Raw genomic sequence first — 15,207 nt, 5'->3', positions numbered from 1 at the left:
AAACCACGATGTTTATTTTAGGTACTTCAGTGAGTAGTCAAATCGATGCTGACTGGCAAACATACATCATGATTGGTGTATACTTTCTTGTTTTAGTTATCATCGGTATCTATGGCTATAAACAGTCAACGGGAAATTTAAGCGAATACATGTTGGGAGGCCGAAACATCGGCCCCTACATCACAGCACTGTCTGCCGGCGCTTCTGATATGAGCGGCTGGATGATTATGGGATTGCCTGGTTCTGTATATGCAACAGGTTTATCCGCAATTTGGATTACGATCGGTTTAACATTAGGCGCATATTTAAATTACTTTATTGTCGCACCAAGATTACGTGTTTATACAGAACTAGCCGGCAACGCCATCACCTTGCCAGACTTTTTCAAGAACAGATTAGATGATCATTCCAACATTATTAAAATTATTTCCGGTTCGATTATCGTTATCTTCTTCACGTTATACACGCATTCTGGATTTGTTTCAGGAGGTAAATTATTCGAAACCGCATTCGGTCTCAACTATCGATACGGCTTGATTATGGTAGCTGTTATCGTTATTTTTTACACTTTTTTAGGCGGCTATTTAGCGGTTTCGATTACAGACTTCTTCCAAGGTGTCATTATGTTAGTCGCAATGGTCATGGTTCCGTTTGTCGCATTATTGAAATTGAACGGCTGGGATACATTCAGCCAGATTTCAGATATGAAACCAACGAACTTAGATTTATTCAGAGGTACTACAGTCCTTGGCATCATTTCATTATTCTCTTGGGGCTTAGGTTATTTCGGACAACCCCATATCATTGTTCGTTTTATGTCGATCAAATCATTTAAGTTATTACCAATTGCACGCCGTGTCGGAATTTTATGGATGGCTGTCGGTTTAGCAGGTGCCTGCTTAGTCGGTTTAACAGGTATTGCCTTTGTGCCTGACTATAAAATCACACTGCATGACCCAGAAACATTATTCATTATAATGAGCCAGATTTTATTCCATCCATTAGTCGGCGGCTTCTTATTAGCAGCTATCCTTGCTGCTATTATGAGCACAATTTCGTCTCAATTATTAGTGACTTCAAGTTCATTGACTGAAGACTTCTATAAATTGATTCGCGGCAAGAAAGCCAACGCAGAAAAGCATGAAAAAGAATTTGTCTTAGTCGGCCGTTTAAGTGTTATGGCAGTAGCCATTGTCGCAATATGGATTGCTTGGTCGCCAAACGATACTATTTTAAACTTAGTCGGCAATGCTTGGGCTGGTTTCGGGGCATCATTCAGTCCCCTTGTCCTCTTCTCTTTATACTGGAAAGGTTTAACAAGAGCGGGTGCAGTCAGCGGTATGATTGCCGGTGCAGCAACGGTTATTATTTGGATTGTTTGGATCAAACCGCTTGCGGACATCTCAGAATTCTTCAGTATGTATGAAATCATTCCAGGATTTATTGTGAGTGTCATTGTTACTTATGCAGTTAGTAAATTCACACGCAAACCAAGCGAACGTACAATCAACGAATTAGATGAAGTAAAACAAATTTTGCATAGCTGATCAATGAGGCAGGAACACACAGATGTTTCTGCCCTTTCTTTTTACCTAACACAAAAGGTGCCTTCAATCGAAGACACCTTTTATCATTGCGTATTAATTTTTATAGATATGAACGTGTGGGTTTTTATCATCTTTATATTTAGTAATTAACGCACGCGCATTATTACCATCTTTAATATGGATTTCATATTCATCAATGTTGCTGAAGTATTTGTCAACTTGTTGTGTGATGAATTGTGTGATACCTGTTAATTCAGCTTTGCCGTAATAATCAATCGGTACTTCAATTGTCAGATGCGATGGTTTCTTGCCGTTGAATTTTGCTTTCCCTACTGCTTGTGTGAAGTTAGGGAAATAAGACTGCAGATTATCATTGAACTGTTTGAAGTTGTTGTTCAAGTTTTCATTCAAATCGGCCGCTTCAGATGACGGCAATAAGATCGATTTCTCTTTGATTTCTTGCCAGTTGTTGATTCTTGTTTGTTCATCATCCGCTGTAGCCCCAGCTACAAATTCACCAGGAATAATATCGCTTTCTCCGGATTGAATGTAAATCGCAAAATGAATCGGAATCTTTTTCAATGCTTTATGTTCGCGTAAACGCGATAACATTTCATCCGCCATTTTTTTGCCTTCTTTTTCAACTTTGGCTTTATCTAATTGCTTGCTGTAAGTCGGGCCGTCTTTTTCTTTTTGATAATAATATTCGCTGTTCATCGCAAGTCCGATAGTCATACCTTTGATTTTCTTGCCTTTTGTATCGCTGCTGCCGTAAAAGTCTTGTTCCAAAATATTAGAAAGATAAGCTGGTGATTTTTCTGCGATTTTCTCTTCATCTTTTGTACCATGATGAGATGGATTCAATCCTAGATTTTCGTTCGCATTTTTATCTTTCTTTTCGTCTTCTTTCATCTTATCGATTTCAGACTTCGTATACTTAGGTCCGAGGTAAGCAGAAATGGTTTTCTTATCTAAAAACTGTCCATCTTGATATAAGTATTCATCTGTTGGGAACACTTTTTTGCTTTGTTCAAGCAAACCATCTTCAAAGTCGTCGCCATTGTAGCCGTTTGCCATATTCTGCTGCAATAAACCTCTTGCTTGGCTTTCTTTGAATGGTAACAGCGTACGATAGTTATCACCTTGTACATTCTTATCTGTCGCAATATGTTTTACATTGCCAGAGTCAGATTTTGCATCTTGTTCTTTCGTTGAATTTTGTTGCTCATCCTTATTGCCACACGCCGTGAGAATCAATAAGAGAGAGATGAGTAATACACATGTTTTCTTCATTCCCGATCTCCTCTATTGTTTATTGGTCAATTTCATTTTGCTTCTTGATAAAGTCTTCTTCAGACCAGATTTCAGTCCCGAGCTTTTCAGCTTTAGTCAATTTAGATCCGGCGTCTCCGCCAGCAATCACCAAGTCTGTATTCTTCGTAACACTGCTGGTTGTTTTAGCACCTTGTGCTTCTAACCATTTAGAAGCTTCTGTACGCGTCATATTGTGTAATTTGCCTGTTAATACAACCGTTAATCCGTTAAATTCAGAATCCGACTCTATCTCTGAAGTTTTGATACCTTCATACTTCATATTAACATTTTTTGCGCGAAGTTTTTCAATTAAAGCGATAATGTCGTCATTATTTAAATAAGTGATTAATGAGGTCGCAAGTTTATCGCCGATATCATGAATTTCCATCAATTCATCTTCAGTCACTTCAAAGATACGTTCCATAGTTTCAAAACGTTCCGCAATCACTTGGCTGGCTTTCACACCTAAATGTCTGATGCCTAAACCGAATAATAAATGTTCTAAAGAATTTTGTTTAGACGCTTCAATCGCATTCAGCAAGTTATCTGCTTTCTTCTCACCCATACGTTCCAGCGGCAATAAGTCTTCTTTCGTCAGATAATATAAATCCGCAACATCTTTAATAATTTCATTTTCATACAGCTGCATAATCAACTTCGTACCTAAGCCGTCGATATTCATCGCTTGTCTCGATACAAAGTGAATCATACCTTCAACGAGCTGTGCAGGACATTTCGGATTAATACAGCGTAAAGCGACCTCTCCGTCTAAACGTACTAATTCGTGGCCGCAGCTCGGACAATGTGTCGGCATATGATAAGTTTCTGCGCCTTCTGGTCTGCGATCAGGCAGACTGCGAATCACTTCAGGAATAATGTCCCCTGCTTTTTTAATCACTACACTGTCTCCAATACGAATATCTTTCTCATGAATCAAGTCTTCATTATGCAGCGAAGCACGAGAAACTGTTGTACCTGCAACACGTACAGGTTCTAATACTGCAGTCGGTGTTACCACCCCTGTTCGTCCGACACTCAACTCGATATCATGCAAGGTTGTGACCACTTCTTCAGCCGGGAATTTATAGGCAATCGCCCATCTTGGCGATTTTTGCGTATAGCCCAGTTCATCTTGCTCATCGATATCATTGACTTTAATAACTATACCGTCAATATCATAAGATAGTTTCTCTCGTTGTTCTGTCCAATGCTTAATGTAATCTAAAACACCTTCAATATCTGCGACACGCTGACGGTTTTGGTTGGTTTTAAAGCCTAACGCATCTAATTCATCCAACGCTTCGCTTTGTGTTTTCGCATGGAAGTTCGTAAAATCATTCACACTGTATAAGAAGATGCTTAAACGGCGTTTAGCTGCGAGTTTAGAATCTAATTGACGCAACGAACCTGCAGCCGCATTTCGCGGGTTCGCAAAAGCTTGTTCACCGTTTTCTTCTTTTTCTTTATTCAAATGTTCAAATGAACGTTTCGGCATGAAAGCCTCGCCGCGCACTTCAAACGTCAACGGCTCATTGATTTTCAAAGGAATCGCACGAATGGTACGCAAGTTAGCTGTAATATCCTCTCCGACCGTACCGTCTCCGCGTGTTAGTCCCTGTACAAAGCGGCCGTTTTCATATTTTAAAGAAACTGCTAAGCCATCGATTTTCAATTCGCACATATATTCGACTTGCCCTACTGCCTCTCTGACACGTGCGTCAAAGCGGCGCAAGTCTTCTTCATTAAAAGCATTGCCTAAACTCAACATAGGCGTATCATGTGCAACCTTGTTGAAAGTAGCTTGTGCTTCTCCGCCGACACGTACTGTTGGAGAATCTTCTGTTTTAAACTCAGGATGCTCTTCCTCTATATGAATCAATTCATGCAGCAGCTTATCATATTCGCTGTCTGGCACAGATGGATTATCCTGCACATAATATTCGTGGTTATATTGATTTAATAAACGATGCAGCTGATCCACACGTTCTTTCAATTCACTCATCCCTTAGTCCTCCTTCTTTTCAATCGGCGCAAAGTTCGCAAGCAAACGTTTCGGTCCTTCTGACTTAAAGATTATATCAAGTTCAACTGTACCGTTTTTCTCGTTGACATTGCTGACCATACCTTCGCCCCAAGCTTTATGCATCACTTTATCGCCGACTTTCCAAGTACCTGATGCTACTTCTGCACGTTTTGTCGTACGTCTGCTTGGTCCGCGTTTTGCAGGTTGTTTGCTGCTTGATTGGCCTTGATAACGGCTTTCTTGTTTCGTTCCTTTATTAAGCAAGTCTTCAGGAATTTCTCGTAAGAAGCGCGACTGAGGATTCGATTGTGTTTTACCGAATAACGTTCTTGAAACCGCATGTGTTAAGTACAGCTCTTCTTCTGCACGTGTAATAGCCACATAACAAATACGACGTTCTTCTTCCATTTCATGATCATCATCGCTTAAGATAGAACGAATATGCGGGAAGATTGATTCTTCCATACCCATAATGAAGACAACTGGGAATTCCAAACCTTTGGCAGAGTGCATTGTCATCAATGTCACACCATTTTCAATGTCTGCTTCATCAATATCTGCGACAAGCGACAAGTCTGTTAAGAAGTTGATTAATGATTGTTCTTCTAATGGTGTGTTTTTCTCATAATCCACCGGTACAGACATAAACTCATCAATGTTTTCCAAACGGCTGCGTGCTTCAAGTGTCTGTTCTTGCTCCAGCATAGTTTTATAACCGGATTTATTTAAGATTTCTTCCACAATTTCACTGATTTCTAAGAACTCTTGTTCTTTGATTAAGTTTGAAATCAAAGTGTAGAAATCAATGACAGCTTTAGTTACTTTCTTCGTTAAACCGATAAAGTCTGCTTCAGCCAATGCATCAAACATGCTTAAATCATTTTGTCTGGCGTAGCTTTGAATCTTTTCTACAGAAGAAGGCCCTACACCGCGTTTCGGCACATTAATAATTCTTTGCAGACTAATATCATCATTGCTGTTAGCAGCTAATCTTAAGTAGCTTAATAAGTCTTTGATCTCTTTACGGTCATAGAACTTATGGCCGCCGACCATCGTGTAAGGAATATTCGATTTCATGAATGTTTCCTCTAACACACGTGATTGTGCATTCGTTCTGTAAAGAATTGCAATATCATTATAGCTCTTATTGTTTTCACGCTGCTGACGCATGATTTCTTTCACGACATATTGTGCTTCGTCGCTTTCGCTTGAAGCTTGGTAATAATTGATTTTTTTGCCTTCTTGGTTTGCTGTCCAAAGCCCTTTAGGTTTACGTTCTGAATTGTTTTTAATGACTTCGTTAGCCGCATTCAAGATGACTTTCGTTGAACGATAGTTTTGTTCTAAGAATATCGTTTTCGCATTCGGATAATCTTCTTCGAATGACAAGATATTTTGAATATCAGCGCCGCGCCAACCATAGATAGATTGGTCAGAATCCCCTACGACACATAAATTTTTAAATTTAGAGGCAAGCAGTTTTACTAATGTATACTGAGCTCGGTTCGTATCTTGATACTCATCCACATGAATATATTGGAATTTATTTTGATAGTATTCCAATACATCTGGGACACGTTCAAACAAATTAATCGTTTTCATTATTAAATCATCAAAGTCCATTGCTTCATTACGTGAAAGCTGACGCTGATAGCCTGTATAAACACGTGCTACCATATCTGACATAAAATCTGTCGCTTCTTCTTCAGCATCTTCAGGTGTTTTCAATTCGTTCTTCATGTTGCTGATAGCTGATAAGAACATTCTAGGGTCATAACGTTTGCTGTCGATATTCTCTGTTTTCAATACATCTTTAATAACCGACTTTTGATCTGTCGGGTCTAGAATTGTAAAGTTGCGCTCAATGCCGATACGGTCTGCATCTCTTCTTAAAATACGGACACACATTGAGTGGAAAGTAGACATCCAAATCACTTGTGCTTCTTCGCCTACAAGCTTTTCGACACGTTCTTTCATCTCGCGTGCTGCTTTGTTTGTAAAGGTAATTGCGAGCACATTATAAGGAGACACGCCCTTTTCATCTAATAGATATGCAATACGATGTGTGAGAACGCGCGTTTTCCCTGAACCTGCGCCAGCCATAATAAGCAGCGGTCCTTCTGTTGTACGCACCGCTTCACTTTGTTCGGTATTCATATTGTCTAATAACGCATTCATCTTAAGATAACTCCTTTATTTTAACTGTTTTCAATGCCTGCTTGATATCTGTATATACAAGGTTGCCGACGACAATCGTATCTGCTTCTTGTGCAGCAGCTTTGGCATCGCTGAGCGATTGTATTCCGCCGCCGTAAAATACATGTGCTTGTTCTGTATTTTGTTTCGCAGTACGGACCAAATCCATATTGCCGAAGGTGCCGCTGTATTCTATGTACATAATCGGAAATTGATACACTTTATCCGTCATCAACGCATAAGCTTCAATATCTTCCTCATTCAAGTCTGTCTTGGCTTTTGTTTTTTGTGCCACTTTCGAATCTGGATTTAACACGATGTAGCCTTGGAACATAATTTCATCAAAGTCCATCATATATCCGTAATCTTTTAAGGCTTCAAGTAATAATCCGTTGTGATATTGTACGTCTGGACTGTTTAAGACCATCGGGACAAAGTAGAAATCAAAGCCCGGCATGATGCTTTCTAAATTGGAAATTTCGAGGACGAGTGGAAGCGGATAACGACGGACACGCATCATCAATGAAATCACATTGTCTTCAGTCACATTGTCAGTTCCACCAATCACAATTGCATCTGTATCAGACATACAGATTCTATCTAAATCTTCATCACTTATTGATTTTGCTGGATCTAATTTAAATACATGTTGCCACTTTTTTATGTCGTACATTTCATCGTTTCCCTTCTTCTAAACATACATTTGATTATATCATTTTTACTTATCATGTTCTAAACGGATGCGTAAGATTTCATAGAGAATTTACATGCAGAAAAAAGAACCTACCGCATCTTAAGATGGATAGGTTCCTGCGCATTAATCATTAGTTTCAATGTTTAAGCGATCTAATACAACTGTATAAGCATCATTACCCCATTGTAATGAACGTTTTACTCTGGAGATGGTTGCTGTTGAAGCACCTGTTTCTTTTTCTATCGTCGCATACGTATAGCCTTGCTTAATCATTTTAGCGACTTGGAGTCTTTGAGATAATGATTGAATTTCATTTACTGTACATAAGTCATCGAAAAACTGATAACATTCTTCTCTATTTTCCAGGGTTAAAATCGCATCGAATAATTCATCCAATGCTTTCCCGCGCAACTTCTCAATTTGCATATCAAACAACTCCTGTTCTTAGTAATACTTGTCACTCTATTTTAACTTACTAATACGTTAAAGTGTAGTATTCTTATTAAAAGAATTTAATTTGATATACAAAATACAATTAAATAGATTATTCCGCAAGCCCTGCACGTTCGAAAATAGTGTCTACTTGGTTTAAATGATGTTTAGGATCAAAGGCTTTATCTAAGTCTTCTTTGCTTAATACATCTGTGATTTGGCTGTCTTGTTCAAGCAATTCTCTGAATGGTGTTTTAGTTTCCCAAGATTCCATGGCTTTAGGTTGAACTAAGTCATAAGCTTGTTCACGCACCATACCTTTATTGATTAAAGTTAATAAGACACGTTGAGAATAGATTAAACCGAATGTTTTATTGATGTTAGCCATCATATTGTCTTCAAAGACAGTTAAACGGTCAATGATATTTGTGAAACGATTCAATGCATAGTCTAATGCGATTGTAACATCTGGAAGCATAATACGTTCAGCAGATGAATGTGAAATATCACGTTCATGCCATAAAGGAACATTTTCATATGCTGTTGTGATGTAACCGCGGATGACACGTGAGATACCTGTAATATTTTCTGAACCGATAGGATTACGTTTATGCGGCATTGCTGAAGAGCCTTTTTGGCCTTTTGCGAATGCTTCTTCTACTTCTCGTGTTTCAGTTTTTTGCAAGTTGCGCACTTCTACTGCGAATTTTTCCATTGAAGTCGCAATTAAAGCTAATGTCGCAATGTAGTAAGCATGACGATCACGCTGCAATGTTTGTGTTGAAACCGGTGCATAGCCAATACCTAAATGTTTTGTAACATATGCTTCGATTTCTGGCGGAATGTTCGCGAATGTACCCACTGCACCGCTCATTTTACCGACTTCGATTTCTTTGCGCACTGCTTTGAAACGTTCGAAGTTGCGGATCATTTCTTGATACCATAATGCCATTTTCACACCGAAAGTTGTCGGCTCAGCATGTACACCATGTGTACGCCCCATCATTAATGTATATTTATATTTTTTAGCTTTCGCAGCTAAAACTTCGATAAAACGTTCAATGTCTTTTTCCAAAATTTCGTTTGCTTGTTTGATTTGGTAGCTTAACGCTGTGTCTACTACGTCAGTTGAAGTTAATCCATAGTGTACCCATTTACGTTCTTCGCCTAAAGTTTCAGAGACTTGGCGTGTAAATGCAACGACATCATGACGTGTTTCTAATTCGATTTCTTTTGCGCGATCTACATCAACACGTGCATTTTCACGGATTTTCTTAACGTCTTCTTTTGGGATAAAACCTAATTCACTCCAAGCTTCGCACGCTAGAATTTCAACCTCTAACCATGCTTCATAACGATTTTGGTCTGTCCAAATTTGTGACATTTCTTCACGAGAATAACGTTCAATCATTTCATAAACTCCTATCTTAAAGTTTGATTTTTAATGTGGACGCTTTGCAAAATATGTACATTTTATCAATAACTCTGCAAAACGTTCGACTTTTACCTTATACTCTCTAGTTTAACAGAATGTTTTTCAAATGTATAAACTTTTCCAAAGTTTTTATGAGAAAAGCCCAATCTGCATTACATGTGCAAATCAGGCTTTTCGCTTGTTTATTGAATTTTCTTGCCGACAAATTGAATATGCTGGCGTTCTACTTCTATGCTGCCATCTTTATTTTCGCGATAAACAGGTTTTTCAAAGCGTTTGACGGGCATGTAACCCGCTGCTCTCATACGTTCTAGACATTCTTGAATTGTTTCGTTTTCTTCTACTTCAAATTTCATCTGTATCATACGCTTTCAATTTTTTACTTCTAACGCCTTTAACCCAGAACCCGCCATGCAATGTTCTTGCTTCATACGCAATCACAAATGCTTTATCATCTAATTGTTTGATGGTATCCATCAATTTAAGTTCAAAGCGTCTTGGCGTCAGGATTTGCATGACTAAGCGTTCACCATCTCGGCCGTATGCCGGGAAGTGTGTTACACCATAGCCTAAATTTCTTAATTGTGTAGGGAGATCTAATTCGTAATTAGCCGTTGTCACATTGACGACTGAATAACCTAAAGCAAGTTTTTCCTCAATCTTCATACCTACGATAATACCGACTGAGAAGCCTAATGCATAAGCAACTATATTTTGGAATTTATCTAAGTTCGCCATAACCAAACCTAGTCCGATAATATAGATGAGTACTTCAAGGAAACTCACCGCAGCCGCAACATAACGATAACCTTTTAACGTTAAGATTGTGCGTACGGTTAAACATGTGACGTATGCGACGTTGATGATAAAAATAATTAACAGCATCAACCAAGGGTTTGCCGAAATAACTGACAAAATACATACCTCTTTTCTTATTGAAATCTAGCCTACTTTATCAGTCGCGTTCTATTTTGTCACTCTTTTTCTGAATCATTTTCAACTTTCGGCCAAGTGTAGCGTGTATATGCTAATTCACGCTTATGTGCATTTTTCAAATAGTGGTTTTCTATTACTTTTTGATCTGCTTCTGATACCGGTTTGCCTTCTAAATAATCATCGATGGCTTGATATGTGACACCTAAAGCTTCTTCATCCGGCAATTGCGGTTTATCATCTTCTAAATCAGCAGTCGGTACTTTTTCATAAAGATGTTTCGGTGCACCGAGATATTCTAATAATTGACGGCCTTGACGCTTATTCAAACCGAATAAAGGCGCAATATCTGCAGCTCCATCGCCATACTTCGTAAAGAAGCCTGTAATGTTTTCTGCAGAATGATCTGTACCGACAACTATACCGCTTTGGTTAGCCGCAATCGCAAATTGCACTTTCATACGTTCGCGTGCTTTTTCATTGCCGCGCTGGAAATCAGTCAATGCAATACCCGCTTCTTTCAATGCTTTGACACTTTCATCTACAGCAGGTTTGATATTGACTGTCACTGTTTCATCCGGTTGAATAAAGTTCAATGCATCTTCAACCTCATCCGCATCTTTTTGCACACCGTACGGTAATTTCACTGCGATGAATTTGACTGATCTGTCTTCTGAACGCAAAGCTTCCACCGCAAGTTGGCATAAACGTCCTGCTAAAGTCGAATCTTGTCCGCCTGAAATTCCTAACACTAAAGATTGGATAAAACTATGGCTTTGAACATAGCGTTTAATAAATTGCACAATCTCATGCACTTCTTGCTGACTGTCTAAAGACTGTTTGACTTTCATTTCGTTAAGGATTATCTCCTGCAATTCATTACTCATGTCGTTCCTCCATTTCTTTCACATCTTCTGCTACTTCAAAGATTTTTTGCTGTTTGTTTTCCCAGCAAGCTTTGCTTAAGTCGACTGGATATTCTTGAGGGTTTAAGAAACGTTTGTTTTCTTCCCATAGATGTTCAAGGTTGGTTTGCAAGAAATCTTGCGCTGTCTTTTCATCAGGCAAGTCATAGACTAATTTACCTTCTGTATAAATATCTTTATGCAAATCAATCGCATCAAACGATTTTATTTTTTTGCTTTTATATGTGTGTACAGGGTGGAACAATTTCAACGGTTGTTCCGCATAAGGGTCTTCATTCGCTAATGTAATATAATCCCCTTCTGCTTTGCCTGTTGCTTTATTTATAATACGGTAAACATTTTTCTTGCCTGGCGTCGTTACTTTTTCCGCATTATTCGATAATTTGATGCGGTCTTGATAATTGCCGTTTTCATCTTCGATCGCGACTAATTTATATACGGCACCTAAAGCAGGTTGATCGTTGCCTGTAATCAATTTCGTACCAATACCCCATGAATCCACTTTAGCACCTTGTGCTTTCAAGCTCATAATCGTTTGTTCATCCAAGTCGTTAGATGCAATGATTTTAGCGTCTGTAAAGCCCGCTTCATCCAACATCTTGCGTGCTTCTTTAGATAAGTAAGCAATATCGCCTGAATCTAAACGAATGCCGATGAAGTTGATTTTATCTCCTAACTCTTTTGCGACTTTAATCGCACTCGGCACACCTGATTTCAATGTGTGGAAAGTATCGACTAAGAAGACGCAATCTTTATGACGTTCCGCATATTTTTTAAATGCTACATATTCATCGCCGTATGTTTGTACAAATGCATGGGCATGTGTACCTGATACCGGAATGCCGAATAGCTTGCCGGCTCTGACATTACTTGTAGAGTTGAAGCCGCCGATAATGGCTGCACGTGCACCCCACAATGCCGCATCTTCTTCTTGAGCACGTCTTGTTCCGAATTCCATTAAAATATCATTCGGAGCCACTTGCTTAATACAGCTGGCTTTTGTCGCGATCAGTGTATGGAAGTTCACAATATTTAATAAAATTGTTTCAATCAGCTGTGCTTGAATCAGTGGTGCTTCCACTCTGAGAAGCGGCTCATTATTAAAGCAGACTTCGCCTTCTTCCATTGCACGGATACTGCCTGTAAATCTCAATTCTTTCAAATAATTGATGAAATCATCTTGATATCCGATTGATTTTAAGTATTCTAAATCCGTTTCTGTAAATTGGAAGTTTTCGATAAATTGAATGATTCTGCGTAATCCATTGAACACAGCGTAACCACTGTCAAATGGCATCTTGCGGAAATACAAATCAAAGACTGCCTTTCTTTCGTGGACGTTATCATACCAATAACTTTCAGCCATGTTAATTTGGTATAAGTCATTATGAAGCATTAAGCTGTCATCTTTAAATTGATACATAATTTTCTCCCCAATCAACCTTTTTTGTTTAGTTTATCACATTCTAGCAGCCTTTTATATAATACGGATTATAGTCAAATGCTGCAGAGCTACTCTCTTGTTTTCCCCAATTTGAATTTAACAAATAATATTTGTAAATACTTTTTTCGCCAATGTAAGAATTTTGTCAGATTTTTATATTTCTTCAAGCAGTCTGTTGTATCTTCACTAGGGGTTTTCCCTGATAACTCCTATAATAAAGATGAGGTGAAGAAAATGTTAATAGAGAAAGCAACTGAATTTATTCACACAATGTATCGAGAACTTGGTTATGACGAAACAATAATCAAACAACGCTTGGATGACATCCAAGATCAAATCAATCAAACAGGGACTTATCGTCATACTTCAGAAGAACTTACTTACGGTGCCCGTATGGCTTGGCGCAACTCCAACCGCTGTATCGGACGTTTATTTTGGGAAACTCTGATTGTACAAGATGCACGAGATGTTAAAGACAACGACGGATTTATCGATGCCATTCATAAGCATTTGGCCGAAGCAACGAACAACGGCAAAATCCAATCTTACATTACAATCTTCGCACCTGAAGATGATAATCCTCCGATTATTTATAATAATCAGCTGATTCGCTATGCAGGTTATGAAAATGCAGGAGATCCGGCTGAAAGAACTATGACACAGCTTGCACAACATATGGGCTGGGAAGGCAAAGGCACAGACTTCGACGTTCTTCCTTTGATTTATCAGCTGCCCGGCGAGCAGCATCCAAGGATGCATGAACTGCCTGAATCCCTTGTCTTTGAAGTGCCGATTGAACACCGCAGCTATCCAAAACTTAAAGACCTCGGCCTTAAATGGTATGCTGTGCCGATTATTTCCAATATGGATTTGAAAATAGGCGGAATTACTTATCCGACGATTCCATTCAACGGCTGGTATATGGTCAATGAGATTGCGGTCCGCAACTTTACAGATACGTATCGCTACAATTTGTTAGAAAAAGTTGCAGAAGCGTTCGAATTTGATACACTTAAGAATACTTCATTCAATAAAGATCGTGTGATGGTAGAGTTGAACGATGCTGTCTACCATTCATTCAAAAAGGCCGGTGCATCGATTGTCGATCATCTGACGGCCGCAAAACAATTCGAACACTTCGAACGTAATGAAGCACAAGCAAATCGTGAGGTCACAGGCAAATGGTCATGGCTCGTACCTTCATTATCACCTACGCTTGTATCCAACTATCATCATGGATACAAAAATGTGATGAAAGAACCGAACTTCTTCTACAAGAAGAAAGCTGAAAGTACTGGCTGTCCTTTCCATTAATTGCACCTTGCTTCAAAGGGGAAATGCACATGAATTTATACTATTTAGGTCCAAGGGGAACGTTCTCTTATTTAGCGTCTAAACAATACCTTTCAGAAGACCAAATCCATTATCAGCCGAAATCCAATTTGTACGAAGTCGTACAAGCTGTTCAAAACGACTCTGACAGCGTTGGGATTGTCCCGATTGAAAATTCTATCGAAGGCACCATCAATATCATCGCAGATGGTTTAGCCCATCAAAATATTTACGCTATCGGCGAAATCCATCTCAACATTCACTTTGGTCTGTATGCCTTGCCGGGCACAAAAACAGAAGAGATTCAAACGGTCTATTCTATCGCACCTGCGATCAGTCAGACGAATCGTTTTATCCAGCAGCACCAATTCAGTATCGGCTATTCTGAAAGTACTGTTCAAAGTTTAGACTATATCGACGCACATACAGGCGCAATCGCACCCATGGGAATCAATGAAACACATACGTATGAAACGATTGAAGAAAATATTGAGGACTTTCCGCACAATGTGACACGTTTCCTCGTTATCGGGAATCGTTTAACGCTGTCTGACAACGCCACAGACACGATGCTGATGATTACACCGAAATACGATAAAGCAGGTTTGCTCGCAAATATTCTCAATACATTTTCTATTTTCAATATCAACTTATCTTGGATTGAATCACGACCGTTAAAAACACAATTAGGTATGTACCGCTTCTTCGTTCAAGCAGATGCTTCTTTAGATTCTGAACTGGACAAAGTCATTAAAATTCTTGAAACGCTAGATTATCAAGTTAAAATTATCGGTTCATTTGTGAAACAAATCGAAGATTAATCCAAACAAAGCAGCAAGGCAAAGACCTTTTGATACACGTCTTTGCCTTGCTGCTTTTTGCATACGATGAATTGCTATACTCTTTTTATTGTCTGTTCCCTACCAGTTCA

13 protein-coding genes are annotated in these 15,207 nt (G+C 38.9%); 3 read left to right on the top strand and 10 right to left on the bottom strand.

Annotated features, from left to right (window positions below; translation table 11 throughout):
• The first annotated feature begins 8 nt into the window (after nt 1-8).
• A complete protein-coding gene (putP, locus tag MUA90_RS05140; RefSeq protein ID WP_262588586.1) occupies nt 9-1,547 on the top strand; it encodes a sodium/proline symporter PutP in 1,539 nt (512 codons plus the stop codon).
• 93 nt (nt 1,548-1,640) lie between these two features.
• Here the strand turns inward: putP and MUA90_RS05135 are convergent, their stop codons facing one another.
• The 10 genes from MUA90_RS05135 to MUA90_RS05090 form a co-directional block, all read right to left on the bottom strand.
• Nucleotides 1,641-2,840 carry a CamS family sex pheromone protein gene (locus MUA90_RS05135; RefSeq protein ID WP_262588585.1) on the bottom strand — a complete coding sequence of 400 codons (1,200 nt, stop codon included), beginning with the start codon at nt 2,838-2,840 and terminating at the stop codon, nt 1,641-1,643.
• 19 nt (nt 2,841-2,859) lie between these two features.
• Nucleotides 2,860-4,863, bottom strand: a complete 2,004-nt coding sequence (ligA, locus tag MUA90_RS05130; protein ID WP_262588584.1) for an NAD-dependent DNA ligase LigA — start codon at nt 4,861-4,863, stop codon at nt 2,860-2,862.
• Between the two features lie 3 nt (nt 4,864-4,866).
• Nucleotides 4,867-7,062, bottom strand: coding sequence for a DNA helicase PcrA (gene pcrA, locus MUA90_RS05125; RefSeq protein ID WP_262588583.1), 2,196 nt, complete (start codon nt 7,060-7,062; stop codon nt 4,867-4,869).
• Between the two features lies 1 nt (nt 7,063).
• Nucleotides 7,064-7,753 carry a heptaprenylglyceryl phosphate synthase gene (locus MUA90_RS05120; RefSeq protein ID WP_262588582.1) on the bottom strand — a complete coding sequence of 230 codons (690 nt, stop codon included), beginning with the start codon at nt 7,751-7,753 and terminating at the stop codon, nt 7,064-7,066.
• Nucleotides 7,754-7,897: 144 nt separating this feature from the next.
• Nucleotides 7,898-8,200, bottom strand: coding sequence for a YerC/YecD family TrpR-related protein (locus MUA90_RS05115; RefSeq protein ID WP_105994246.1), 303 nt, complete (start codon nt 8,198-8,200; stop codon nt 7,898-7,900).
• A gap of 118 nt (nt 8,201-8,318) precedes the next feature.
• Nucleotides 8,319-9,617 (bottom strand): adenylosuccinate lyase, encoded by a 1,299-nt coding sequence (gene purB, locus MUA90_RS05110; protein WP_262588581.1) that lies wholly within the window; start codon nt 9,615-9,617, stop codon nt 8,319-8,321.
• A gap of 206 nt (nt 9,618-9,823) precedes the next feature.
• On the bottom strand, nt 9,824-9,997 hold the full coding sequence (locus MUA90_RS05105) for an NETI motif-containing protein (RefSeq protein ID WP_114603016.1): 174 nt from the start codon (nt 9,995-9,997) through the stop codon (nt 9,824-9,826).
• The gene (locus tag MUA90_RS05100) at nt 9,987-10,526 is read right to left on the bottom strand and encodes a DUF2179 domain-containing protein (protein ID WP_398577381.1); all 540 of its coding nucleotides are present in this window, start codon (nt 10,524-10,526) and stop codon (nt 9,987-9,989) included. Before MUA90_RS05100 ends, MUA90_RS05105 begins: the two co-directional genes overlap by 11 nt.
• Before the next feature lie 89 nt (nt 10,527-10,615).
• A complete protein-coding gene (nadE, locus tag MUA90_RS05095; protein WP_262588579.1) occupies nt 10,616-11,461 on the bottom strand; it encodes an NAD(+) synthase in 846 nt (281 codons plus the stop codon).
• Nucleotides 11,454-12,923: a nicotinate phosphoribosyltransferase gene (locus MUA90_RS05090; protein ID WP_262588578.1), complete on the bottom strand. Its 1,470-nt coding sequence runs from the start codon at nt 12,921-12,923 to the stop codon at nt 11,454-11,456. Before MUA90_RS05090 ends, nadE begins: the two co-directional genes overlap by 8 nt.
• A gap of 255 nt (nt 12,924-13,178) precedes the next feature.
• Between MUA90_RS05090 and MUA90_RS05085 the strand changes: the two genes are divergently transcribed.
• Nucleotides 13,179-14,258, top strand: a complete 1,080-nt coding sequence (locus tag MUA90_RS05085) for a nitric oxide synthase oxygenase (protein WP_262588577.1) — start codon at nt 13,179-13,181, stop codon at nt 14,256-14,258.
• Nucleotides 14,259-14,287: 29 nt separating this feature from the next.
• Complete coding sequence (locus MUA90_RS05080; RefSeq protein WP_262588576.1) at nt 14,288-15,097, top strand: prephenate dehydratase; 810 nt, start codon at nt 14,288-14,290, stop codon at nt 15,095-15,097.
• The last annotated feature ends 110 nt before the right edge of the window (nt 15,098-15,207 follow it).

It is taken from the genome of Staphylococcus sp. IVB6181 (assembly GCF_025561445.1).
GTDB lineage: Bacteria > Bacillota > Bacilli > Staphylococcales > Staphylococcaceae > Staphylococcus > Staphylococcus simulans_B.
Note: the sequence above shows the minus strand (reverse complement) of the source record. Positions and strands in the feature narration are given on the sequence as shown.

Bases quoted from the DNA above. Each gene is read 5' to 3' on its own strand.
- putP (WP_262588586.1), top strand. From the start codon at position 9: ATGTTTATTTTAGGTACTTCAGTGAGTAGTCAAATCGATGCTGACTGG.
- MUA90_RS05135 (WP_262588585.1), bottom strand. From the start codon at position 2,840: ATGAAGAAAACATGTGTATTACTCATCTCTCTCTTATTGATTCTCACG.
- ligA (WP_262588584.1), bottom strand. From the start codon at position 4,863: ATGAGTGAATTGAAAGAACGTGTGGATCAGCTGCATCGTTTATTAAAT.
- pcrA (WP_262588583.1), bottom strand. From the start codon at position 7,062: ATGAATGCGTTATTAGACAATATGAATACCGAACAAAGTGAAGCGGTG.
- MUA90_RS05120 (WP_262588582.1), bottom strand. From the start codon at position 7,753: ATGTACGACATAAAAAAGTGGCAACATGTATTTAAATTAGATCCAGCA.
- MUA90_RS05115 (WP_105994246.1), bottom strand. From the start codon at position 8,200: ATGCAAATTGAGAAGTTGCGCGGGAAAGCATTGGATGAATTATTCGAT.
- purB (WP_262588581.1), bottom strand. From the start codon at position 9,617: ATGATTGAACGTTATTCTCGTGAAGAAATGTCACAAATTTGGACAGAC.
- MUA90_RS05105 (WP_114603016.1), bottom strand. From the start codon at position 9,997: ATGAAATTTGAAGTAGAAGAAAACGAAACAATTCAAGAATGTCTAGAA.
- MUA90_RS05100 (WP_398577381.1), bottom strand. From the start codon at position 10,526: ATGCTGTTAATTATTTTTATCATCAACGTCGCATACGTCACATGTTTA.
- nadE (WP_262588579.1), bottom strand. From the start codon at position 11,461: ATGAGTAATGAATTGCAGGAGATAATCCTTAACGAAATGAAAGTCAAA.
- MUA90_RS05090 (WP_262588578.1), bottom strand. From the start codon at position 12,923: ATGTATCAATTTAAAGATGACAGCTTAATGCTTCATAATGACTTATAC.
- MUA90_RS05085 (WP_262588577.1), top strand. From the start codon at position 13,179: ATGTTAATAGAGAAAGCAACTGAATTTATTCACACAATGTATCGAGAA.
- MUA90_RS05080 (WP_262588576.1), top strand. From the start codon at position 14,288: ATGAATTTATACTATTTAGGTCCAAGGGGAACGTTCTCTTATTTAGCG.